Source organism: Staphylococcus coagulans (genome assembly GCF_022557135.1).
GTDB lineage: Bacteria > Bacillota > Bacilli > Staphylococcales > Staphylococcaceae > Staphylococcus > Staphylococcus coagulans.
Map to the genome: position 1 here is coordinate 1,328,965 of NZ_CP092966.1, position 22,852 is coordinate 1,351,816.

General features: G+C 36.1%; 23 protein-coding genes. 22 read left to right on the forward strand and 1 reads right to left on the reverse strand.

Annotated elements, in window-relative coordinates; all coding sequences use genetic code 11:
• Positions 1-62: 62 nt before the first annotated feature.
• The 20 genes from KM149_RS06300 (at position 63) to KM149_RS06395 (ending at position 19,755) form a co-directional block, all read left to right on the forward strand.
• Entirely contained in the window at positions 63-1,124 is a 1,062-nt protein-coding gene (locus KM149_RS06300) for a M24 family metallopeptidase (RefSeq protein WP_214969879.1), read from the forward strand.
• A gap of 27 nt (positions 1,125-1,151) precedes the next feature.
• Positions 1,152-1,709 (forward strand): elongation factor P, encoded by a 558-nt coding sequence (gene efp, locus KM149_RS06305; protein WP_016425158.1) that lies wholly within the window; start codon positions 1,152-1,154, stop codon positions 1,707-1,709.
• 198 nt (positions 1,710-1,907) lie between these two features.
• Positions 1,908-2,369, forward strand: a complete 462-nt coding sequence (gene accB, locus KM149_RS06310) for an acetyl-CoA carboxylase biotin carboxyl carrier protein (protein WP_050330823.1) — start codon at positions 1,908-1,910, stop codon at positions 2,367-2,369.
• A gap of 1 nt (position 2,370) precedes the next feature.
• Positions 2,371-3,726, forward strand: a complete 1,356-nt coding sequence (gene accC / locus KM149_RS06315; RefSeq protein WP_050345583.1) for an acetyl-CoA carboxylase biotin carboxylase subunit — start codon at positions 2,371-2,373, stop codon at positions 3,724-3,726.
• Positions 3,727-3,746: 20 nt separating this feature from the next.
• A complete protein-coding gene (locus tag KM149_RS06320; RefSeq protein WP_050330825.1) occupies positions 3,747-4,112 on the forward strand; it encodes an Asp23/Gls24 family envelope stress response protein in 366 nt (121 codons plus the stop codon).
• Positions 4,113-4,144: 32 nt separating this feature from the next.
• The gene (nusB, locus tag KM149_RS06325) at positions 4,145-4,537 is read left to right on the forward strand and encodes a transcription antitermination factor NusB (RefSeq protein WP_050330826.1); all 393 of its coding nucleotides are present in this window, start codon (positions 4,145-4,147) and stop codon (positions 4,535-4,537) included.
• A gap of 8 nt (positions 4,538-4,545) precedes the next feature.
• Positions 4,546-5,892 carry an exodeoxyribonuclease VII large subunit gene (xseA, locus tag KM149_RS06330; protein WP_165545496.1) on the forward strand — a complete coding sequence of 449 codons (1,347 nt, stop codon included), beginning with the start codon at positions 4,546-4,548 and terminating at the stop codon, positions 5,890-5,892.
• Positions 5,876-6,100, forward strand: a complete 225-nt coding sequence (locus tag KM149_RS06335) for an exodeoxyribonuclease VII small subunit (RefSeq protein ID WP_016425152.1) — start codon at positions 5,876-5,878, stop codon at positions 6,098-6,100. The genes xseA and KM149_RS06335 overlap by 17 nt, the downstream gene beginning before the upstream one ends.
• The gene (locus KM149_RS06340) at positions 6,081-6,962 is read left to right on the forward strand and encodes a polyprenyl synthetase family protein (protein WP_182280406.1); all 882 of its coding nucleotides are present in this window, start codon (positions 6,081-6,083) and stop codon (positions 6,960-6,962) included. Before KM149_RS06335 ends, KM149_RS06340 begins: the two co-directional genes overlap by 20 nt.
• Before the next feature lie 69 nt (positions 6,963-7,031).
• A complete protein-coding gene (gene dxs / locus KM149_RS06345; RefSeq protein WP_050330829.1) occupies positions 7,032-8,909 on the forward strand; it encodes a 1-deoxy-D-xylulose-5-phosphate synthase in 1,878 nt (625 codons plus the stop codon).
• 164 nt (positions 8,910-9,073) lie between these two features.
• A complete protein-coding gene (gene ahrC, locus KM149_RS06350; protein WP_050330830.1) occupies positions 9,074-9,526 on the forward strand; it encodes a transcriptional regulator AhrC/ArgR in 453 nt (150 codons plus the stop codon).
• A 13-nt stretch (positions 9,527-9,539) separates the two neighbouring features.
• Positions 9,540-11,222, forward strand: a complete 1,683-nt coding sequence (recN, locus tag KM149_RS06355) for a DNA repair protein RecN (RefSeq protein WP_182280393.1) — start codon at positions 9,540-9,542, stop codon at positions 11,220-11,222.
• A 6-nt stretch (positions 11,223-11,228) separates the two neighbouring features.
• Positions 11,229-12,122 carry a phosphate acyltransferase gene (locus KM149_RS06360; RefSeq protein ID WP_241415188.1) on the forward strand — a complete coding sequence of 298 codons (894 nt, stop codon included), beginning with the start codon at positions 11,229-11,231 and terminating at the stop codon, positions 12,120-12,122.
• Between the two features lie 62 nt (positions 12,123-12,184).
• Positions 12,185-13,243, forward strand: coding sequence for a butyrate kinase (gene buk, locus KM149_RS06365; protein ID WP_241415189.1), 1,059 nt, complete (start codon positions 12,185-12,187; stop codon positions 13,241-13,243).
• A 12-nt stretch (positions 13,244-13,255) separates the two neighbouring features.
• On the forward strand, positions 13,256-14,680 hold the full coding sequence (lpdA, locus tag KM149_RS06370) for a dihydrolipoyl dehydrogenase (RefSeq protein WP_241415190.1): 1,425 nt from the start codon (positions 13,256-13,258) through the stop codon (positions 14,678-14,680).
• Between the two features lie 20 nt (positions 14,681-14,700).
• Complete coding sequence (locus KM149_RS06375) at positions 14,701-15,690, forward strand: thiamine pyrophosphate-dependent dehydrogenase E1 component subunit alpha (RefSeq protein WP_281060238.1); 990 nt, start codon at positions 14,701-14,703, stop codon at positions 15,688-15,690.
• A 2-nt stretch (positions 15,691-15,692) separates the two neighbouring features.
• Positions 15,693-16,676, forward strand: a complete 984-nt coding sequence (locus KM149_RS06380) for an alpha-ketoacid dehydrogenase subunit beta (RefSeq protein WP_241415191.1) — start codon at positions 15,693-15,695, stop codon at positions 16,674-16,676.
• Positions 16,677-16,687: 11 nt separating this feature from the next.
• The gene (locus KM149_RS06385) at positions 16,688-18,001 is read left to right on the forward strand and encodes a dihydrolipoamide acetyltransferase family protein (RefSeq protein WP_214969872.1); all 1,314 of its coding nucleotides are present in this window, start codon (positions 16,688-16,690) and stop codon (positions 17,999-18,001) included.
• 324 nt (positions 18,002-18,325) lie between these two features.
• A complete protein-coding gene (brxB, locus tag KM149_RS06390) occupies positions 18,326-18,763 on the forward strand; it encodes a bacilliredoxin BrxB (RefSeq protein ID WP_016425141.1) in 438 nt (145 codons plus the stop codon).
• Between the two features lie 11 nt (positions 18,764-18,774).
• The gene (locus KM149_RS06395; protein ID WP_103356223.1) at positions 18,775-19,755 is read left to right on the forward strand and encodes an aromatic acid exporter family protein; all 981 of its coding nucleotides are present in this window, start codon (positions 18,775-18,777) and stop codon (positions 19,753-19,755) included.
• Between the two features lie 72 nt (positions 19,756-19,827).
• On the opposite strand, the gene prli42 is transcribed toward KM149_RS06395, so the two are convergent.
• Entirely contained in the window at positions 19,828-19,929 is a 102-nt protein-coding gene (gene prli42 / locus KM149_RS06400) for a stressosome-associated protein Prli42 (protein WP_155976431.1), read from the reverse strand.
• 321 nt (positions 19,930-20,250) lie between these two features.
• Here prli42 and KM149_RS06405 point away from each other — a divergent pair, with 321 nt between their 5' ends.
• Both KM149_RS06405 and gndA read left to right on the forward strand, forming a co-directional pair.
• Positions 20,251-21,366 carry a tripeptidase T gene (locus tag KM149_RS06405; RefSeq protein WP_182280389.1) on the forward strand — a complete coding sequence of 372 codons (1,116 nt, stop codon included), beginning with the start codon at positions 20,251-20,253 and terminating at the stop codon, positions 21,364-21,366.
• A 74-nt stretch (positions 21,367-21,440) separates the two neighbouring features.
• Complete coding sequence (gndA, locus tag KM149_RS06410) at positions 21,441-22,844, forward strand: NADP-dependent phosphogluconate dehydrogenase (RefSeq protein WP_182363392.1); 1,404 nt, start codon at positions 21,441-21,443, stop codon at positions 22,842-22,844.
• The last annotated feature ends 8 nt before the right edge of the window (positions 22,845-22,852 follow it).

Here is a 22,852-nt window from a genome sequence, read left to right on the forward strand (position 1 = left end):
TATACTTGTTTATATTTTAAGGTATCATATAGTTAAGTACAAATATCAAGGAGGAAAATATCATGAAAAATAGAATAAATAAAGTAAGAAGTCTATTACAAGAAAAACATTTAGATGGCCTAGTTGTTCTCACAGATTTCAATAGACGTTATTTATCTGGCTTTACTGGAACAAGCGGCGGCTTATTAATTACACAGGATCAAGCCCGTTTAATTACGGATTTTCGCTATATCGATCAAGCAACTGAACAGGCACCATTATTTGAAATTGTTAAACAAGAAAGCGATCTTTATTCTGGTGTAATCACACAAATTCAAGAATTAAACCTTCAAAATATAGGCTTTGAAGGACACCTTGTTTCTTATGATGCCTTTTTAAAATTAAATCAAGGTCGTCACGATTTAATATCAATAGGAGATGAAATTGAAAAAATTCGTCGCGTAAAAGATGCGGACGAAATTAAATTGATTCAAAAGGCAGCGGATATCGTTGACCAAGCTTACGAACATATTCTGACTGTGGCAAAACCAGGTATGACAGAAAAAGAATTAAAAGCACATTTGGAAAGTAAAATGTTACATCTAGGTGCAGATGATACATCATTTGATACAATCGTTGCTTCTGGTAAAAGAGGCGCACTACCACACGGCGTCGCATCAGATAAAGTAATCGAATCCGGGGATATGATTACTTTAGATTTTGGAGCTTACTACCAAGGCTACAGTTCTGATATTACGAGAACATTTGCGGTGGGGCAACCTTCTGACGAAATGATCAAAATTTATAACATCGTATTAAAAAGTCAAGAAACAGCAATCCAGGCGATTCAAGCAGGTATGACTGGTAAAGAAATCGACTCAATCGCACGTCAAGTGATTACTGATGCGGGCTACGGCGACAATTTTGGTCATTCATTAGGTCATGGTATTGGATTAGATGTACATGAGCAACCAGCGCTTTCTCAAAAATCTGATACCGTTCTTGAAATCAATCACTGTGTTACGATCGAACCGGGTATATATGTAAATGGTCTTGGTGGTGTTCGTATTGAAGATGACATTTTAATTACAGAAAATGGCGGTCAATGCTTTACTAATTGTCGAAAAGACCTTATTATTTTATAAGAAGAGTGAATCTGAGGAGGAAACTGAATGATTTCTGTAAATGATTTTAAAACAGGTTTAACCATTTCTGTCGATAATGGTATTTGGAAAGTTTTAGAATTCCAACATGTTAAACCTGGTAAAGGGTCTGCTTTTGTGAGATCAAAATTACGTAATTTAAGAACAGGTGCAATTCAAGAAAAAACATTCCGTGCTGGTGAAAAAGTAGAACCTGCTATGATTGAAAACCGTCGTATGCAATATCTATATGCTGATGGAGACAACCATGTATTTATGGACAATGAAACATTTGAACAAACAGAACTTACAACACAATATTTAGAACATGAATTGAAGTTTTTAGTTGCTAATATGGATGTTCAAATTCAAACATATGAAGGCGAAACAATTGGCGTAGAACTTCCAAAAACTGTTGAACTACGCGTAACTGAAACAGAACCAGGTATCAAAGGTGATACTGCGACAGGAGCAACAAAATCAGCTACTGTTGAAACAGGTTATTCATTAAACGTACCATTATTTGTTAACGAAGGTGACGTCTTAGTGATTAATACAACAGATGGAAGTTACGTTTCACGCGCGTAATTGTATTCATCGTTCAATATCTAACATATACCTAAATAAAAAGGGCTTGCATCATGTTTTATACATCCGATGCAAGTCTTTTTTTGATTTAATGTTTTTCGATATGACAACACATGAATTACGACTTTTCTTGAATTGCCCCTTTCACTCAAGTAAAATAGTAAGGTAGAAATAATCAATCATAAGGGAGTAACCAAAATGAATTTTAAAGAGATTAAAGAATTAATCGATATTCTAGATCACTCTAACTTAACTGAAATTAATATAGAAGATAAAGGGACTATCGTTAATCTAAAAAAAGAAAAAGAAATTGTCACTCAACAAATTGCACCGACGCAACCTGTTGGAGCTCCTAATACATTTACTGAACAAGTATCATCAACACCTGATCAAAATATGAACCAAGCAACTTCAAGTGATGATCAACTTCAAACTATCAACGCACCAATGGTTGGTACATTCTATAAATCACCTTCACCAGAAGAAAGCGCATATGTTCAAGTTGGAGATCAAGTATCTAATGATACGACTGTCTGCATTCTTGAAGCGATGAAATTGTTTAATGAAATTCAAGCCGAAGTCTCAGGAGAAATCGTCGAAATTCTCGTTGAAGACGGACAAATGGTTGAGTATGGCCAAGCCTTATTCAAGGTGAAATAACATGAAAAAAATATTAATTGCAAACCGTGGTGAGATTGCAGTACGAATTATTCGTGCGTGCCACGAATTAGGTATCCAAACAGTAGCGATATATTCAGAAGGCGATAAAGATGCATTACATACTCAACTAGCTGACGAAGCCTACTGTGTAGGACCTAAGCAATCAAAAGATTCATATTTGAATATACCTAACATATTATCGATAGCGACATCGACTGGCTGCGATGCAATTCATCCAGGATATGGCTTTTTAGCAGAAAATGGGGATTTTGCTGAATTGTGTGAAGCGGTTCAACTTAAGTTTATTGGGCCAAGTTATGAATCTATTCAAAAAATGGGAATTAAAGATATTGCCAAAGAAGAGATGAAGCGCGCAAATGTACCTGTCGTACCCGGTAGTGAAGGATTAGTCAATACAATAGAAGATGCGATTCAAACTGCAGATAAAATTGGATATCCTGTTATTATTAAAGCCACAGCTGGTGGTGGCGGTAAAGGTATACGTATTGCACGAGACAAAGATGAATTGATTAATGGCTATAAAATGACTCAACAAGAAGCTGAAACTGCATTTGGTAATGGCGGTCTTTATTTAGAAAAATTTATCGAGAACTTCAGACATATTGAAATACAAGTTATTGGGGATGAACATGGCAATGTGATTCATTTAGGAGAACGCGATTGTACTATTCAACGGCGCATGCAGAAGCTAGTCGAAGAATCACCATCACCAATTTTAACTGAAGAAAAAAGGAAAGAAATGGGCGATGCTGCAATAAGGGCAGCAAAAGCCGTTAATTATTTTAATGCAGGTACCATAGAGTTTATTTATGATTTGGATGAAAACCAGTTTTATTTTATGGAAATGAATACGAGAATCCAAGTTGAGCATCCTGTTACAGAAATGGTAACAGGTGTTGATTTAGTGAAACTACAAATAAAAGTTGCCATGGGTGAGCAACTCCCTTATAAACAAGAAGATATCAAGATCAATGGGCATGCGATTGAGTTCCGTATCAATGCAGAAAACCCTTATAAAAACTTTATGCCTTCACCTGGCAAAATCGAACAATATTTGACACCAGGCGGGTTTGGCGTTCGTATCGACTCTGCTTGTTATACAAATTATTTAATACCTCCGTACTATGACTCAATGGTTGCGAAACTTATCGTACATCAACCTACTAGAGCAGAAGCCATTATGTCTGGTTTACGTGCTTTGAACGAATTTGTAGTTTTAGGTATTGACACAACAATTCCATTTCATATCCGATTGTTAAACCATCCTGTTTTTAATGAAGGTTTCTTTAGCACAAAGTTTTTAGAGATATACGATATCATGAATAATGAAGATTAATTTGAATGGAGGTATTTCATATGGTTAAATCAATTGAAAATTTTAACCCAAATCTAGGTACAGTCGAAATCGTTCCCGAAGTTATTTCCTTAATTGCTAGTATTGCTGTTTCAGAAGTAAAAGGGGTACATGGTGTATTTTCTGACTTGAAAAATTCCACATTAGAACGTTTTGGACGCAAAAATTTAAGCAAAGGTATCAAAATTGACACGAAAGACAATGAAATTTTTATCGATGTCTATTGTTCATTACAATATGGCGTTAAAGTGTCAGAAACAGCATTGAAAGTTCAAGAATCCATTCATAGTGCTATTCATACAATGACTGCACTTTCACCACAACAAATTAATGTTCACATTACACATATAGAAATGGCTAAAAAATAGTCACTAATTTTTTAAGAACGGAGCGTAATAAATTGAGTAGAAAACAAGCGAGAAGTCAAGCTTTTCAAACATTATTTCAACTAGAAATGAAAGATACAGAACTAACAATCGATGAAGCCATTAGCTTTATTAAAGATGACTATCCCGATTTAGATTTTGACTTCATTAAATGGCTTGTTTCTGGTGTCAAAGACCACCAAAATGTGTTAGATGAAAAGATTAGCCCACATTTAAATGGTTGGACAATACCACGTTTACTAAAATCAGACCGCATCATTTTAAGAATGGCGACATTTGAAATTGATCATAGTGACACACCAGAAAAAGTTATTATTAACGAGGCTGTTGAATTGGCTAAACAATTTAGTGATGACGACAATTATAAATTTATCAATGGCGTATTAAGTCATATCAAAAGAAATTGAGTGATAACATGGAAAAATATTTAACAATTTCTGCGTTAACAAAATACATTAAATTCAAATTCGACCAAGATCCACATCTCCAATCTGTTCTAATCAAAGGTGAACTTTCAAATTTCAAAAGACATAGCAGTGGCCATCTTTACTTTGCTGTTAAAGATGCAGATAGCGTTGTTGCCGCTATGATGTTCAAAGCCCAAGCGGCACATTTGGATTTTGAACCTAAAGAAGGCGATCAAGTCCTCATTGAAGCACGTGTCTCTGTTTATGAACGTCGTGGTAATTACCAAATCTATGTAAACAAAATGCAACTTGACGGTGTTGGTAACTTATATCAAAAATTCGAACAGTTAAAACTTAAGCTCACAAAAGAAGGCTATTTTGATCAATCACATAAAAAATTAGTGCCAAAATATCCGAAAAAAATTGCAATATTAACCGCAAGCACTGGTGCTGCAATTCGTGATATTCAAAACACACTCAATAGCCGTTATCCTTTGGCAGAACAGATTAAAATCAGTACCCTTGTACAAGGGGGTCAGGCTAAAAATGATATCATCGAAAAATTGCAATATGCAGATAGTTTAGATGTTGATGTCATCATTTTAGGTCGTGGCGGTGGCTCTATAGAGGATTTATGGAACTTTAATGAAGAAGAAGTGGTTAAAGCTATTTTTTCATGCCAAACACCTGTCATTTCTGCTGTAGGTCATGAAACAGATACCACATTAAGTGATTATGTGGCAGATTTACGGGCTGCTACACCGACTCAAGCAGCTATGTTAGCTACACCTGATCAAAAAGAGCTTTTGCAGATATTGGCAAAAAGTCGTCATTACTTAAATCGTTTTATAAAGCAATATTTAAAGCAAGCAACACAGCAATTGAATCAATATCAATCTTATTATAAATTTAAGCAACCTTCGCTTTTGTACGACCAACAAACACAAAAGCGCGACGACTTAGACCGAATGCTTCATCAGTCTATGCAATATCGTTTTCAATATGAAAAACAGCGCCTTCATATCATTCAGCAACGTATTCGCATCAAGTATTTTTATGATTATATTCAGCGTCAAAAACAGCAATCTTTAGATTTTAAAAGCGCATTGAATAAGCAAATGCAGCGTATCATCACACAAAAGAAGCAGCAGTTTGAACAAAAGTTGCTTACGCTTGATAATTTAAGCCCAACGAAAACAATGTTAAGAGGATACTCGATTGTGATGAAGGACGATAATGTAGTCACAAGTAGCCAAGATATTCACGAAGGTGACAATATTGAAGTCACAATGAAAGATGGGAAGCTAGATGCAACAATTAAAAAGGTAAGGTGGAATAATGACAACAGAAAATAATTCATTTGAAGAAATGATGCAAGAACTCGAATCAATTGTGAATCAGTTAGATAATGATACGATTTCTTTAGAAAAATCATTAGAACTGTATCAAAAAGGAATAGCACTATCAAAGTCATGTGAAACAACTTTAAAAAATGCAGAAAAGAAAGTTTCACAACTTATGGACGAAGAGGCAGATGAAAGTGATGAACCAAAATCTGAGTAACTTATTAGACCAATTTAACGAGGTATTGCATCGTTCAGTTAACGATACGAGTCTAAAAACCCGTTTAGAAGAAAGTATGCGTTATTCATTGGAAGCGGGAGGAAAGCGTATTAGACCCCTACTCTTGCTAGCAACCCTTCAAATGTTAAATCCAAAGCAATTAAAAAGTGGCTTTAGTGTCGCCTTAGGACTTGAAATGGTTCATACATATTCGTTAATACACGATGACTTACCTGCTATGGACGATGATGACTTAAGACGTGGTAAACCGACAAATCATACGGTTTATGGTGAATGGCTCGCAATACTCGCTGGTGATGCATTGCTTACCAAGGCATTTGAAATGATTACGAATAATGAAGACATTAGTGCAGAAAAAAAGGTGAAATTGATTCAATCCCTTAGTAAAGCAAGTGGCCATACAGGTATGGTGGGTGGCCAAGTTTTAGATATGCAAAGTGAAAATCAAGCGATTGATCTTAAGCAATTGGAACAAATTCATTCTCATAAAACGGGGGCACTTATTGTATTTGCAATTGAAGCAGCAACAATTATCGCACAACCCCCAGTTGAAGTAACTCAGCAGTTAATTCAATTTTCTAAGCATCTTGGCGTCATATTTCAAATTAAAGACGACCTTTTGGACGTTTATGGTGATGCACACCAGTTAGGTAAACCTGTAGGTAGTGATGAAGCCAACCATAAAAGCACATATGTTTCTTTACTAGGTCAAGCTGAGGCTGAAGTACAACTTCAAAACCATATTCAAAATGCGGAAACACTGTTAAATCAGTTGTCCACAAACTATAACACAACCGATTTAATGCAATTATTAACGCTTTTTTATCAGCGACAGAATTAATTTCAATCTATACTATAAAAGTCATGTAATGTTATAATCATAATGACATAAAAATTAAGGGTGATTTCAATGGACGTAAGAAATATACAGGATCCTTCATTTTTAAAAAGTCTTTCTGTAAGTGAGCTTGAATCATTGAGTCACGATATAAGACAGTTTTTAATCCAAACATGTGCTGTAACCGGGGGGCATATCGGTGCTAATCTAGGTGTCGTTGAATTGACGATTGCTTTACACAAGCATTTTAATAGCCCCGAAGATAAAATTATTTGGGACGTAGGCCACCAAAGCTATACGCACAAAATTTTAACGGGTCGTGGACATGATTTTAATACATTAAGACAATATAAAGGATTATGTGGATTTCCAAAATTAAAAGAATCTGAACATGATGTGTGGGAAGCCGGGCATAGCTCCACATCATTATCAGCAGCAATGGGCATGGCTAAAGCACGAGATATACTAGGTAAGCATAACCACATTGTCCCTGTAATAGGTGACGGTGCCCTAACTGGAGGAATGGCGCTTGAAGCTTTAAACAATATCGGCCATGATCGTACGAATATGACGATTATATTAAATGATAACGAGATGAGCATTGCGCCTAACGTGGGTGCAATGCATAATATGTTAGGCCGAATTAGAATGAATCAAAGCTACAATCGTCTTAAAATCGATGCAGAAAGCGTGTTAAGTCGATTACCTGGGGGGAGCCGATTACGTGAATCTGCTGACCGTATTAAAGATAGTTTAAAATATTTAGTTGTAGATGGTGCATTTTTCGAGGAATTAGGTATTCGTTATATCGGACCTGTTGATGGCCACAATTTTGAAGAGTTGGAAAATGCGTTGACAGCTGCCGACTCGATTAATAAGCCTGTATTAATTCATGTGGTAACAAAAAAAGGTAAAGGTTATCATCCAGCCGAAAACGATAAGATTGGAACTTGGCATGGCCTTGGACCTTATAAACTTGATACCGGTGAGCAAATAAAAGGGCAACCTGTAGGACCATCATGGAGTCAATTGATGAGCGACGAAATTCTTTCATATGCTAAAAAGGATAGACGCGTTGTTGCGATTACACCTGCGATGCCAGTCGGTTCTAAACTCACTAAATTCCAATCTGAGCTCCCAGAACAGTTTTTTGACGTTGGTATCGCAGAGCAACATGCGGTTACAATGGCTGCTGGCCTTGCAATGGAAGGTATGAAACCATACGTTGCAATCTATTCAACTTTCTTGCAACGTGCATACGATCAAGTGTTACATGATGTAGATCGTCAAAATTTAAACGTTATTTTTGGTATTGATCGCTCAGGTTTAGTTGGTGCTGATGGCGAAACACATCAAGGTATCTTTGATGTTGGTTTCTTAACGCAATTTCCAAATATGACCGTTATGATGCCTAAAGATGAAAATGAAGCGAAGGATTTAATTTATACTGCTATGCATTATGAGCAAGGTCCAATCGCAATTCGTTATCCTCGTGGCAATGGATTAGGTGTTAAAATTAATGAAAATCGCAGTCATATCCCTATTGGCTCATGGGAAACTCTAACAGAAGGGGACGACATTGCTCTCATTAGTTACGGCCCTACAGTGTCAACACTCACGGAAGTGGCGGATGAGTTATCAAAACTTGGCATCAAGGCCCGTGTTATTAATGCACGCTACATTAAGCCAATGGATGAGGCTACATTAAAGCAATTAGGTGAAATCAATATTCCAGTACTTACTGTAGAGGAAGGCATGCTTAATGGTGGATTGGGTAGTCAAATTGCTAATTATTTCACTGATCATTCATTTACAAATCGTGTCAAGCGCCTAGGTATTGATAATATTTATATCGAACATGGGAATGTAGACCAAATTCTTGAAGATTTAGGTTTAACATGCCAACCCCTTGTTCATACAGTACAAGAATTTTTAAATAAAAATCAGTAGTCAAATATGTATGGTTTAGCAGGGTTGGGACGCCAAGAAGTCTCAACCCCTTTTTGTTATTCTTAGTATGCATAAATGACTATACTTACGCATGTCTTGATTAGGTAAATCATATAAGATTATGGTAAAATCAATGTATAAATATTCGTTATGAGGTGTCAAATATGCCTAAAAAATCTGTGAGACATATAAAAATCAGAGAAATTATTTCTAATGAACAAATTGAAACACAAGACGAACTTGTAAAGCGCTTAAATGATTATGAAATGAATGTAACACAAGCCACTGTGTCTCGTGATATTAAAGAACTTCAACTGATTAAAGTTCCAGCCGCTAGTGGTCAATATATTTATAGCTTACCTAACGACCGACGCTATCATCCTTTAGAAAAGCTGGGTCGTTATCTTATGGATTCATTTGTAAAAATTGATAGTGCAAACAATTTGTTAGTATTAAAAACGTTACCAGGTAATGCGCAATCAATAGGTGCCATTCTCGATCAAATTGATTGGGAAGAAGTTCTAGGGACGATTTGTGGAGATGACACATGCCTTATTATTTGTAAAGACCATTTATCGGCAGATGAAATTAAGGCAAGAATATTCAATATGTTATAAGGGTGGATGTTAGATGTTACAAAGTCTCTCTATAAAACAATTTGCAATAATAGAAACGCTAGATATTCAATTTTCAGACGGACTTACAGTATTAAGTGGTGAAACAGGTGCAGGTAAATCAATTATTATCGATGCTATTGGTCAATTAATTGGTATGCGCGCATCGTCCGATTTTGTCCGACACGGTGAGAAAAAAGCGATTATTGAAGGCATTTTCGATATTGATCACGCTGAAGAGGCAATACAAGAATTAAATGCGCTGGGTATTGATATTAATGAAGACTTCTTAATTGTAAAACGTGAAATATTTAGTTCGGGTAAAAGTATTTGCCGCATCAATAATCAAACCGTAACGCTACAAGATTTGAGGAAAGTGATGCAGGCACTGCTCGATATTCATGGACAACACGAAACTCAAACTTTACTTAAACAAAAATATCATATCGAATTACTTGATCGCTATTCAGACGGACAATATGCAGAAGCATTAAGTCAATATGAAGAGACATTTAATCAACATCACTCAAAAATTAAAGAGCTTGAAGCACTTGAATCTGCAGACCAAGCTTTGTTACAACGTCTGGACTTAATGAAATTTCAATATGACGAATTAAAAGAAGCCCAATTAAAAGAAGGCGAAATCGAACAATTAGAAATTGATATTAAGCGAATTCAAAACTCAGAAAACTTAAGTGTTGCACTTAATGCGGCTTATGAAACGTTGACCGACGAACAAGCAATCCCTGATAGACTTTATACATTAAGCACACATTTGCAGACAATTGATGAGATATTACCAGAAACATTTCAAAAACTGAAAGAAGATGTCGACCAATTCTACTATACTTTAGAAGATGCAAAACATCAGATCTATGATGAAATTAATCGAACTGATTTCGACGAGCAATATTTAAATGAACTTGAATCACGTATGAATTTATTAAACAACTTAAAAAGAAAATACGGAAAGGACATTTCTGAGTTAATCACGTATCAATCTAAAATCGCTGAGGAAATTGATAAGATTGAAAACTACGAAGAAAGCACTTCACAATTACGAAATGAGATAAAGCAGTTATCTGCTCAGTTAATTGAGCATGGTCAGGTTTTGTCCAAAGAAAGAAGACTTGTCGCCCGACAACTGAGAGATCGGATTGTTAATGAAATACAGAATTTACAAATGAAGGACGCAAATCTCGAAATATCATTTAAGCCATACGACCAACCACAAAAAGAAGGCCTTGAACGTGTTGAATTTTTAATTAGTCCAAACAAAGGTGAACCTTTAAAAAGTTTAAATAAAATTGCAAGTGGTGGCGAATTATCACGTATTATGCTGGCATTGAAAAGTATTTTTGTGCGTTCTAGAGGACAAACAGCAATTCTATTCGATGAAGTGGATTCAGGTGTTTCAGGTCAGGCCGCTCAAAAAATGGCTGAAAAAATGAAAGAAATATCTGTTGTGATACAAGTCATCTGTATTTCTCATTTGCCACAAGTTGCGTCCATGAGTGACCATCATTTATATATCTCCAAACAAGAAAAAGAGGGGCGTACAACGACAACCGTACAAGAGCTAAACGGGGAATCTCGTATTACTGAAGTTGCTCGAATGATTTCAGGGGCGACTGTGACTGATCTTACAAAACAAAATGCGAAAGAAATGATAGAACAAAATCAAAGGCTTAAAGGATGATGTGATATGAATTTTAAAGCATTACTAAAAGGACATCAAAATTTTAGTGGAACCATTGCAATGATTAATGCAACTGAAGAGCCATTAATCAACGTGATTGTTGAAGTTTTGAATAAAACTAAAGCGGAATTTATATTATACAATTATCAAGATGCTTCAGAGATGATACGTTCATTTGACCTATCGCCAGAGTTATTAACACGCATTCATATTCATACATTTGAATCTCAAGATGAAGCAATAGAACACTGTTTAGACGATCTCTATCATCAAAAAGCACATATCTTGATGAAAGGGCAAATCCCGACTGCTCAAATTTTATCAGCAGTGTTAAAAAGAAATGCAGTGGATTCAAAACCTTTCCTCAATCATCTTGCAATATGTGAAATACCGACTTATCACAAATTACTCATGATTTCTGATGTAGCCTTAAATATCGACCCTTCAGTTGAAGATACGAAAGCAATGATTAATAATATTGTCCGTTTTGCGAGACAACTAGACTATGACTCATTAAATATTGCACTTTTATCATCCGTTGAAAAAGTCAGTAGCAAAATCCCTTCAACTTTAAAAGCGCAAACATTACAGCAATTTTATGAGTCGCACCCAATCGATGAGGATATCCTAATTGAAGGGCCGTATGCTTTAGATAATGCAATTGATAAGAAAAGTGCAATCCAAAAAGGGATACACACGAAAGTAGCTGGCAATGCTGATGTCTTAATCGTACCTGGTCTTGATGCAGGAAATGTTCTCTATAAATCGCTTACTTACTTTGGCCATGCAAAAGTTGCGAGCTTGATTTTAGGCGCACGCTTTCCTATTGTACTTACATCTAGAGCAGATAGTATAGAAAATAAAGTGAACTCAATATTGGTTGCGCTAAAATTTATTTAGCGTTCTGTTTCGCAACCATTATATAAAATGGAATTTGTTGAAGTTTTGAAAGAAGGTATTCTATGGTAACGACACTCGTTTTAAATCTTGGTAGTACATCGAGTAAATATGCAATCTACCGTAATGATGAATGTATTTTAAATGAAAATATTAAACATTCAAGTTCAGTTATTAATCAAACTTTGTTAGAACAAGAACAAACACGTCAACAATTGATTGAACAAGATTTATTATCTCATCATCAAACACTTGATAATATAGATATTATTGCCTGTCGTGGCGGTTTACTAAAGCCATTGTCAGGCGGAACCTATGAAGTGAATATAGCCATGTATAACGACCTTAAATCATTTAATTATGGTGCTCATGCTGCGAACTTAAGTGCAATGATTGGTTATCGTTTAGGTCAAAAATATCATATTCCTGTATTTACAACTGATCCTGTTGTTGTAGACGAATTAATCGATGAAGTACGTGTGACAGGGATACCGGATATCCAACGACGCAGTGTTTTTCACGCACTCAATCAAAAAGCGATGGCTCGCAAATATGCGAAAAGCATTAATAAAAACTATGAAGATGTCCATGTGATAGTCGCCCACATGGGTGGCGGGATTAGTATTGGTGCCCATCAACAAGGTCGTGTCATCGATGTCAACGAAGCACTATATGGCGAAGGACCAATGGCTATGGATAGAGCAGGAAGTATACCGAATGATTTACTGATAACTTATATGGAGAGGAATCAGTTATCTGCTGAAAAGTTAAATGCAATTCTCAGTCGTGAATCTGGACTGACTGCGTATTTTGGGACTTCAAATTTGAAAGAAATCATGATGTCTTACGATACGGATGAAAAAGTACGACTTTTCATTGGTGCAATGGCAATTCAAATTTCAAAAGTGATTGGAGAACGTGCTGCTATTTTGAAAGGAAAAGTTGATCAAATTATTTTAACAGGTGGAATGACTTATAATGAGCAACTCGTCGAATTGATCTCAACTTACGTAGATTGGATCGCACCTATTTCTGTTTATGCCGGAGAACATGAAATGACAACGTTGGCCGACCAATCACAACGTGCATTTAACCAAGAAATATCAATCCAAACGTATCGATAGGAGATAAATATTATGACAAAAGAAAAATATGATGTCGTTATTTTAGGTGGTGGCATTGCAGGTTATTCTGCTGCAATAAGGGCGAGTCAATTAGGAAAAAATGTGGCCTTAGTAGAAAAATCAAAAGTTGGAGGCACATGTTTACATAAGGGATGTATCCCAACAAAATCTTTTCTCAAATCAGCTGAAGTCTATCATTTAATGCAAAATGCCGATCAATATGGGATTCAAGCGGAACCTTCTACATTTCAGTTTAGCCTCCCACAAGTGATGGAACGCAAGAATCGAATTGTAGAAACAATGCATCAAGGCGTTCAAAGTTTAATGAAGCAACATAAAATCGATGTATTTGATGGGGTTGGTCGCTTGTTAGGTGCTTCTATTTTCACACCGCAAAGCGGAACAGTTTCAGTTGAATATGAAGACGGATCTTCTGAATTATTACCTAATGATTATGTTCTGATCGCAACAGGATCAAACCCACTGGCGCTGCCATTTTTACCTTTTGATCACGAACAAATTTTAAGTAGTGATGACATGATGACGTTAACCGCACTACCTCAGTCAATGACGATTATCGGGGGTGGCGTCATAGGGTTAGAATTTGCATCATTTTTGAGTAGCGTTGGTGTCAAAGTCTATGTCATAGAGGCAGGTCCAAGAATCCTTCCTAGTGAAAGTCAACAGAGTAGTCGTCTGATTCAAAAAGAATTAGAGCAACAGGACGTCACTTTCTATACAAATACAGCACTCAATGAGGAAGATATTGAAATTCATACTGATAAAGTAACTTTTAATGTTGAACATCCTTTCTCTACTGAGAAAGTTCTTGTTTCAATCGGTAGAAGTGTAAATACGCAGGACATTGGGCTTAACAATACAAAGGTTGAGCTAAATGAAAAGCAGATGATTTTAACGAATGCATGGATGCAGACAGCGGATCAACATATTTATGCTGCAGGCGATGTGATTGGTCATCTACAATTAGCGCATGTAGCTGCACGGGAAGGCGTTATAGCCGTTGAACATATGTTTAATGAAAATCCATTACCAATAGACTATAATCAAATGCCAAAGTGTGTTTATTCATCACCAGAAATTGCATCTATAGGGGTGAACCAAGAAACAGCGAAACAAAAAGGATTGAACTTTAAAATTGTTAAGGCGCCATTTAGAGCGAACGGAAAAGCGATGATTGAATCGGCCAATCAACCTGAGGGCTTTGCTGAACTTTTATTTGATAAAGATTCAGAAAGTTTTATTGGCGCTACACTCGTGGGTCCACATGTGACTGAATTAATTAATGAACTCAGCGTATTACAATTTATGAATGGTTCAGCTTTAGAATTGGGCTTATCTACACATGCACACCCATCGATTTCTGAATTAATGATGGAACTCGGTCTTAAAATGAATAATCAATCTATCCATATATAGATATAAGGAGGGAAATGAATATGAAAGATTATAAAAGTCTAGGACTAGAAGTTGATGATTTAAAGATAATATATCAAGCAATGGACTTAGGAAGAAAACTTGATGAGCGAATGTGGTTATTAAATCGAGCAGGTAAAATCCCATTCGTAATTAGTTGTCAAGGGCAAGAAGCAACTCAAATTGGGACTGCTTATGCACTTCAAAAAGGAGATGTAACAGCCCCTTATTATCGAGACCTCGCACTCGTTACTTATTTAGGGATGACTCCATTAGAAACAATGCAATCAGCATTCGGTAAAAGAGATGATATTAGCTCTGGCGGAAAACAAATGCCTTCACATTTTAGTAAAAAAGAAGTAGGGATTATGTCTCAAGGTTCATCTGTTGCCACTCAAATATTACATGCTGTAGGTGCGGCATTGACATTTAAAATGGATAACAAACAACAGGTCGCGTTGACAACACTTGGCGAAGGAAGTTCTAACCAAGGCGACTTTCATGAAGGGCTTAATTTTGCAGGCGTTCACGATTTACCATTTATTTGTTTAATAGAAAACAATAAATATGCAATCTCAGTTTCTAAAGAATTGCAGTATGGCGCTGAACAACTCTCAGACCGTGCTAAAGGTTATGGTATGCTTGGAGAAACAGTTGATGGAAATGATCCTATCGCGGTTTATGGTGCTGTTAAAGCTGCTCGAGAACGCGCGATTAACGGTGAAGGCGCTACACTCATTGAAGCAATGTGTACACGATTAACAGCACACTCCTCCGACGATGATGACCGTTATCGTTCTAATGAAGAAAAAGCGCAAGATAAAGAAAATGATTGTAATTTAAAATTCAAATCTTATCTCATCGATAATGAATTAGTCGATCGTGATTGGTTTGATGAAATCGAGCAAGAGAATCAAGCCATTGTAAATAAAGCAACAAAAGAGGCTGAAGCTTCACCTTATCCTGATGCATCAGAAACTTACCAATATGTCTATGAAGAAGGAGGGCTTTAAACATGGCTAAAATTACTTACTTAGAAGCAATTAAACAAGCGTTGGATCTTTCTTTAGAACAAGACCCTCAAACATTTATATTAGGTGAAGATGTGGGTAAAAAGGGAGGCGTATTTGGCGTTACAGCAGGTTTACAAGAGAAATATGGCAAGTATCGGGTATTAGATACACCATTGGCTGAATCAAATATAGTCGGTTCAGCTATAGGTGCAGCCATGATGGGCAAACGTCCGATTGCTGAAATACAGTTTGCCGAGTATATTCTACCTGCAACAAACCAAATTATGAGTGAAGCTGCAAAATTACGTTACCGTTCTAATAATGATTGGCACGCACCTTTAACAATTCGTGCCCCGTTTGGAGGTGGCATACATGGCGCTTTATACCATTCCCAAAGTATTGAAAGTGTGTTTGCGTCAACACCAGGTTTAACAGTTGTCATTCCTTCAACACCGTATGATGCGAAAGGTTTATTACTTGCTTCTATCGCAGCTAATGATCCTGTGCTCTTTTTTGAACATAAAAAGGCATATCGATTATTAAAAGAGGAAGTACCAGAAACGTTTTACACTGTACCGTTAGGCAAAGCAGATGTTAAGCGTGAGGGTAGAGACATTACAGTATTTTCATATGGACTTGCAGTTAATTATTGTTTACAAGCCGCTGATGTATTAAAAGATGAAAATATTGATGTTGAGGTTGTAGATTTACGGACGGTATATCCACTTGATCAAGAAACGATTGTCCGTTGCGCGAAAAAAACAGGTAAATGTTTGTTAGTTACTGAAGATAATAAAGAAGGAAGTATTTTATCTGAAGTGGCAGCAATTATCGCTGAAAATTGCTTATTTGATTTAGATGCGCCAATTATGCGACTTGCTGGTCCTGATGTGCCAGCAATGCCATTTTCGCCTCCACTCGAAGACGAATTTATGATTTATCCAGATAAAATAAAAAATAAAATGCGTGAACTTGCGCGCTTTTAAGGAGGATCATCATGGAAATTAAAATGCCAAAACTTGGAGAAAGTGTCCATGAAGGAACGATTGAGCAATGGTTAGTCAATGAAGGCGATCAAATCGAAGAATATGATCCTTTATGCGAAGTCATTACAGATAAAGTTACAGCCGAAGTGCCTTCTTCATATACTGGTACAATCACTAAAATTATTGCACAAGCAGGCGAAACAATCGAAGTCGGTGCAGTGATATGCGAAATGGAAGTTGTAAATCATGATGCAGATTCATCCGTAAGTACATCTATTGGACAGCAAGAAGAATCAACATCGACTGAAGCCATACATGCAGCTCAATCTGTAGCTTCTAATCAAGATAAAGCGGATACTAAAGTTAAAAATAACGGCCGTTTTTCACCAGTCGTATTTCGTCTAGCATCGGAACATAATATTGATTTAGCAAATGTAGAAGGTACTGGTTTTGAAGGTCGTGTGACAAAGAAAGATATTGAAGCGCATATCGCCGGCCAAGGGGTAGCATCTCAAGCAACGCAAACATCCGAAACATCTGGAACACACAACCAGACTGTTGAAGAACCAGTCATTCAGGAGCCAGCTACAAATCATGAAAATACGCATGTTTCTTCACATGACAAGCATTCACAAACCATTCCAATTAACGGTGTACGCAGACAAATTGCTAAAAAAATGGTACAAAGTGTTCAAGAAATTCCACATGCTTGGATGAAAGTAGAAGTGGATGCCACTGAATTAACTAAAACTAGAAATCACTATAAAGTACAGTTTAAAGCACAGGAAGGCTATAATTTAACTTATTTTGCCTTTTTTGTAAAAGCTGTTGCTGAAGCTTTAAAAAAATATCCACTTCTCAATAGTACGTGGCATGAAGATGAAATTATTCTTCATTCAGATGTGAATATTTCAATCGCTGTCGCGCATGAAGACAAACTATTCGTACCTGTTATTCATCATGCGGATGAAAAATCCATCAAAGGTATTGCGCGTGAAATAAATGAATTAGCGCAAAAAGCACGTCGCCATCAATTAACTCATGAAGATATGCAAGGCGGTACTTTTACTGTCAATAATACAGGGACATTCGGCTCTGTAAGCTCTATGGGCATTATTAATCATCCACAAGCTGCAATACTTCAAGTGGAATCGATTGTAAAGCGACCTGTTGTCATTGATGATATGATTGCAATCCGTCAAATGGTCAATCTCTGTCTATCTATAGATCATCGTATACTTGATGGTTTACAAGCAGGGCAATTCCTAAATGAAGTAAAACAACGTATTGAAAGCTACACTGTAGAGCATACGCAAGTATATTAATCTGAAAATAACGATTCAAATCTTATAGTACAAGCTAAATTCTTTCGTTGTACTAGGTCTAGGATAATACAATTTAAGTTATTTAAAAAAGCATCAGCATTTTATATAATAATCATAAAGAAAAGGTTGGGCATGTAGCGCTCAACTTTTTCTTTTTATGAAAAATATACATCTGCTTTTGATGTATTATATAGGGAATCATATCGGTTACCTTATGTATGAATATTTGCTCGACATTAAAAGCGGACATAGAATGATTGCAGTCCACATGAACGTTTAGTAAAATAAAAATAGTTCAAGCCTAATGTATGGAGGAATGTCAAAATGGATTTAAATTTTGATTTATATATGAATAATGTCGTTCAGCAAGCGCGTTCAGAAATGGACCATGCTGGTTATGAACAATTAACGACAGAAGAAGAAGTGGATCAAGTTTTCAAGCAAGAGGGTACAACTTTAGTCATGGTGAATTCTGTATGTGGCTGTGCAGGAGGAATTGCACGTCCAGCTGCAATGCACGCTTTACATTACGATGTGTTGCCTGACCGTCTTGTTACAGTATTTGCCGGTCAAGATAAAGAAGCGACTCAACGTGCAAGAGATTATTTCGAAGGGTATGCACCATCTAGTCCTTCTTTTGCACTGATGAAAGATGGCAAAATTACTGAAATGGTGGAACGTCACCAAATCGAGGGGCACGATACAATGGATGTCATCACTCAATTGCAACGTTTGTTTGATCGCTACTGTGTTGAAAAGTAGGGTGACGTCGCATGTTACGTTTAAATCCATACCGTATCGGATTAAGAACGATTAAAACTGCGATAGGCATGGCACTAGGTGTAATCATTGCACAGCTTTTAGGGTTGGATAATTACGCATCTAGTGCTATTTTAGTTGTTTTATGTATCAAAGATACAAAAATGAACTCTGTACATGCCATCGTTTCTCGTTTTATTTCCTGTCTTATCGCTATCGCCTTTGGAGCAACGATTTTCACTTTACTCGGTCAACATGCTTGGGTACTCGGCTTAATTGTTTTATTTTTTATTCCTACAACAGTAATGATTAACATGCAAGAAGGTGTCGTCACAAGTATTGTCATTTTACTTCACTTTTTTAATGCAAAAGTAATCAATTTTGACCTAGTAATCAATGAGATTTTATTGTTAATCGTTGGCTTATCCATCGCTTTTACAATGAATACGATTATGCCAAATCTCGATCACGCATTATCTAAATATAAGCGGGAGATAGAATCTCAAATTAAACGGATTTTCTATGTGTACAGCGATGCCTGCGCTCAACATAACAATCATCCTAATGTTTCATTTGTTTCTCTTTCTAAAACAATACAAGAAGCAAAATCACTCGCTTTTAGAGATGTTAAAAATCACTTTGTACGTAATGAAAATAGTTACTATCATTATTTCGACATGCGAGAAGACCAAGTTGAAATTTTAAAACGGATTAAGGATCATATCGAACATATTCATGCTGATGATGTCATGAGCGCACGTGTCTCTCATTTATTTAAAGAAATGGCGGAAAATGTGAATGAAAATAACTATACAGCGTTACGCCTTCACACACTTTACCAAATTCGTTTGGAAATCGAACAATTGCCTTTACCCACCACACATGAAGAGCTTCATACACGCTCAAGTATGATACAAATTTTATATGATACTGAAGAATATTTAACGATTAAATCTAAATTTGGATCACTAAAAATGCACCACGAAGTTCAATAGTCGCCTGAAATATTCGATAAAAGAAATATAAAAAGCTGATGTCCCCATGAGACATCAGCTTTTTAACATCCACTACATACTTAACAAAGGTGCGACACCTGTTAAAATAAGTGACGCGACGATTGCTAAAAGCATGACAATTAATAAAACTTTTCTAACCTTTTTATTTAACAAAATCTACGCCTCCAAGTCATCATCTCGAAATTTGACTATACATTCATGGTTTTAAAAATGACATCAACTGTACTTCATCCCTCGATGAAAACCATCGATAACATCACAATAAATAGCCAATTCATTGATACTTACGTTAAATACGTCACTATTAAATGAACTTAATACCGTTGACGCTTATCATCAATGACTAATAACGAAATTATAACATTCATTAATTCAAAACGCCAAAGCAATTTTAACTATGCTTCAAAATTAGATATTTTGCATAATGTGGGTTTTTCGATAAAATGACATTAAAGTTAAAAGGAAGGTGACATAATGGTTAATGAAGAAAGATTGTTAAATACATTTCTTGAATTAGTTCAAATTGATTCTGAAACAGGGCACGAAGAAATCATTCAACCCATCTTAAAACATAAATTCGAGACTTTGGGATTAAAAGTTGTTGAAGACCAAGCACGACAAGAAACAGGATTTGGTGCAAATAATTTAATCTGTACATTACCAGCCACTCATACAGAGTATGACAAAATTTATTTTACGAGTCACATGGATACTGTTGAGCCAGGTCGAAGTGTGAAGCCTGTTATCAAAGCAGATGGATTTATTTATTCAGATGGAACTACTGTTTTAGGGGCAGATGATAAAGCAGGTTTAGCCGTTATATTTGAAGTTCTTGAAGTGATTCAAGAGAAAAATCTTCCACACGGACAAATTCAATTTGTGATTACAGTCGGAGAAGAATCAGGCTTAGTAGGGGCTAAAGCATTACGAAAAGAGGATCTAGATGCTGATTATGGGTACGCTATTGATTCTTCAGTACCAGTCGGACATATCACTACTGGAGCACCTTATCAATCAAAAGTTAATGCAACAATTCATGGTAAAAAAGCACATGCGAGCACACCTGATGAAGGCATTAGTGCTATCAATATTGCAGCAAAAGCCATCAGTCAAATGAAATTAGGACAAATTGATCATGAAACAACAGCAAATATTGGAAAGTTCCAAGGGGGAGGTCCCACAAATGTCGTCACTGATCTCGTTAATATATGGGCAGAAGTACGCTCTCATTCAAAAGAAAAATTAGATGCACAAATCGAACATATGGAGAAAACCTTTCAATCGACTGCAGAGCAATTTAATTGTCATGCAGAAGTTGAAACTTCACTCTCTTATCCAGGCTTTCGAATTCAGCCTGAAGACAAAGTGTATCAAATTGCTGAACAAGCTTCCCGTGCGCTTGGCTTTGATATGCAAGCCAATGTCGGTGGCGGCGGTTCAGACGGCAACATCATTAATAAATTAGGTATTCCTTCTGTCATTTTAGGCGTCGGCTATGAAAAAATACACACGACAGAAGAACGTATTTCTAAACAATCTTTAAATGATTTAGCAAATTACGTTCTTAAAATCATTGAAATCGCTAAATAAGATTGCGAAAGTGTTTCATGACTTATTATATGGTACAATAAGTCCGTAATTTATAAATAAGAGAGGTTAGTAAAATGACACAACAAATTGGTGTAGTAGGTTTAGCCGTAATGGGTAAAAACCTAGCTTGGAATATTGAATCCCGTGGCTACAGTGTATCAGTATTTAATCGTTCTTCTGAAAAAACAGATTTAATGGTTGAAGAATCTAAAGGAAAAAACATTGTTCCAACTTATTCAATTGAAGAATTTGTAAATTCTTTAGAAAAACCACGTAAAATATTATTAATGGTTAAAGCTGGTGAAGCTACAGATAAAACAATCGAAAGTTTATTACCTTTACTTGATAATGACGATATTTTAATTGATGGTGGTAATACAAACTATTTAGATACGATTCGTAGAAATAAAGCATTAGCTGAAAGTGGTATTAACTTTATCGGAATGGGTGTTTCTGGTGGTGAAGTAGGTGCCCTAACTGGTCCTTCAATGATGCCTGGTGGACAAAAAGAAGCTTATGAAAAAGTGGCAGACATTTTAGAAGCTATCTCTGCTAAAGCGAAAGACGGAACACCTTGTGTGACTTATATTGGACCAAACGGCGCTGGTCATTACGTTAAAATGGTACATAATGGTATCGAGTATGCAGATATGCAACTTATTGCTGAAAGTTATATCATTATGAAAGATTTACTCGGTATGCAACATGAAGAGATTTCTCAAACATTCAAATCTTGGAATGCTGGCGAGTTAGAAAGTTACCTTATTGAAATCACTGGAGATATCTTTACAAAATTAGATGAAAATGGCGAACCCCTGGTTGAAAAAATCATGGACCAAGCTGGACAAAAAGGTACTGGTAAATGGACATCGATTAACGCTTTAGAATTAGGAGCACCATTAACAATCATTACTGAATCTGTATTTGCACGTTTTATTTCTTCATTAAAAACACAACGTGTCAATGCTTCAAAGCTTTTAAATGGTCCTTCTGCTTCATTTGATGGGGATAAAGAAGCATTTCTTGAAAAAATCCGTCGCGCTTTATACATGAGTAAAATTTGTTCATATGCGCAAGGATTTGACCAAATGAAATCTGCAAGTGAAGACAATAATTGGAATTTACAATTAGGCGAACTTGCGATGATTTGGAGAGAAGGTTGTATCATTCGTGCGCAATTCTTACAAAAAATTAAAGATGCTTACGACAAAGACAATCAATTACAAAATCTTTTATTAGATGATTACTTTAAAGATATTGTTACAGAATATCAATCTGCATTGCGTGATGTCGTGGCAACAAGTGTTCAAAACGGTATTGCAATTCCTGGTTTTGCAGCAAGTATTAACTACTATGATAGTTATCGTTCAGCTGAATTACCTGCTAACTTAATCCAAGCACAACGCGATTACTTTGGTGCGCACACTTACCAACGTAAAGATAAAGAAGGTACATTCCATACACATTGGACAGAGTAATTCATTTT

Bases quoted from the DNA above. Each gene is read 5' to 3' on its own strand.
- KM149_RS06300 (WP_214969879.1), top strand. From the start codon at position 63: ATGAAAAATAGAATAAATAAAGTAAGAAGTCTATTACAAGAAAAACAT.
- efp (WP_016425158.1), top strand. From the start codon at position 1,152: ATGATTTCTGTAAATGATTTTAAAACAGGTTTAACCATTTCTGTCGAT.
- accB (WP_050330823.1), top strand. From the start codon at position 1,908: ATGAATTTTAAAGAGATTAAAGAATTAATCGATATTCTAGATCACTCT.
- accC (WP_050345583.1), top strand. From the start codon at position 2,371: ATGAAAAAAATATTAATTGCAAACCGTGGTGAGATTGCAGTACGAATT.
- KM149_RS06320 (WP_050330825.1), top strand. From the start codon at position 3,747: ATGGTTAAATCAATTGAAAATTTTAACCCAAATCTAGGTACAGTCGAA.
- xseA (WP_165545496.1), top strand. From the start codon at position 4,546: ATGGAAAAATATTTAACAATTTCTGCGTTAACAAAATACATTAAATTC.
- KM149_RS06335 (WP_016425152.1), top strand. From the start codon at position 5,876: ATGACAACAGAAAATAATTCATTTGAAGAAATGATGCAAGAACTCGAA.
- KM149_RS06340 (WP_182280406.1), top strand. From the start codon at position 6,081: ATGAACCAAAATCTGAGTAACTTATTAGACCAATTTAACGAGGTATTG.
- dxs (WP_050330829.1), top strand. From the start codon at position 7,032: ATGGACGTAAGAAATATACAGGATCCTTCATTTTTAAAAAGTCTTTCT.
- ahrC (WP_050330830.1), top strand. From the start codon at position 9,074: ATGCCTAAAAAATCTGTGAGACATATAAAAATCAGAGAAATTATTTCT.
- recN (WP_182280393.1), top strand. From the start codon at position 9,540: ATGTTACAAAGTCTCTCTATAAAACAATTTGCAATAATAGAAACGCTA.
- KM149_RS06360 (WP_241415188.1), top strand. From the start codon at position 11,229: ATGAATTTTAAAGCATTACTAAAAGGACATCAAAATTTTAGTGGAACC.
- buk (WP_241415189.1), top strand. From the start codon at position 12,185: ATGGTAACGACACTCGTTTTAAATCTTGGTAGTACATCGAGTAAATAT.
- lpdA (WP_241415190.1), top strand. From the start codon at position 13,256: ATGACAAAAGAAAAATATGATGTCGTTATTTTAGGTGGTGGCATTGCA.
- KM149_RS06375 (WP_281060238.1), top strand. From the start codon at position 14,701: ATGAAAGATTATAAAAGTCTAGGACTAGAAGTTGATGATTTAAAGATA.
- KM149_RS06380 (WP_241415191.1), top strand. From the start codon at position 15,693: ATGGCTAAAATTACTTACTTAGAAGCAATTAAACAAGCGTTGGATCTT.
- KM149_RS06385 (WP_214969872.1), top strand. From the start codon at position 16,688: ATGGAAATTAAAATGCCAAAACTTGGAGAAAGTGTCCATGAAGGAACG.
- brxB (WP_016425141.1), top strand. From the start codon at position 18,326: ATGGATTTAAATTTTGATTTATATATGAATAATGTCGTTCAGCAAGCG.
- KM149_RS06395 (WP_103356223.1), top strand. From the start codon at position 18,775: ATGTTACGTTTAAATCCATACCGTATCGGATTAAGAACGATTAAAACT.
- KM149_RS06405 (WP_182280389.1), top strand. From the start codon at position 20,251: ATGGTTAATGAAGAAAGATTGTTAAATACATTTCTTGAATTAGTTCAA.
- gndA (WP_182363392.1), top strand. From the start codon at position 21,441: ATGACACAACAAATTGGTGTAGTAGGTTTAGCCGTAATGGGTAAAAAC.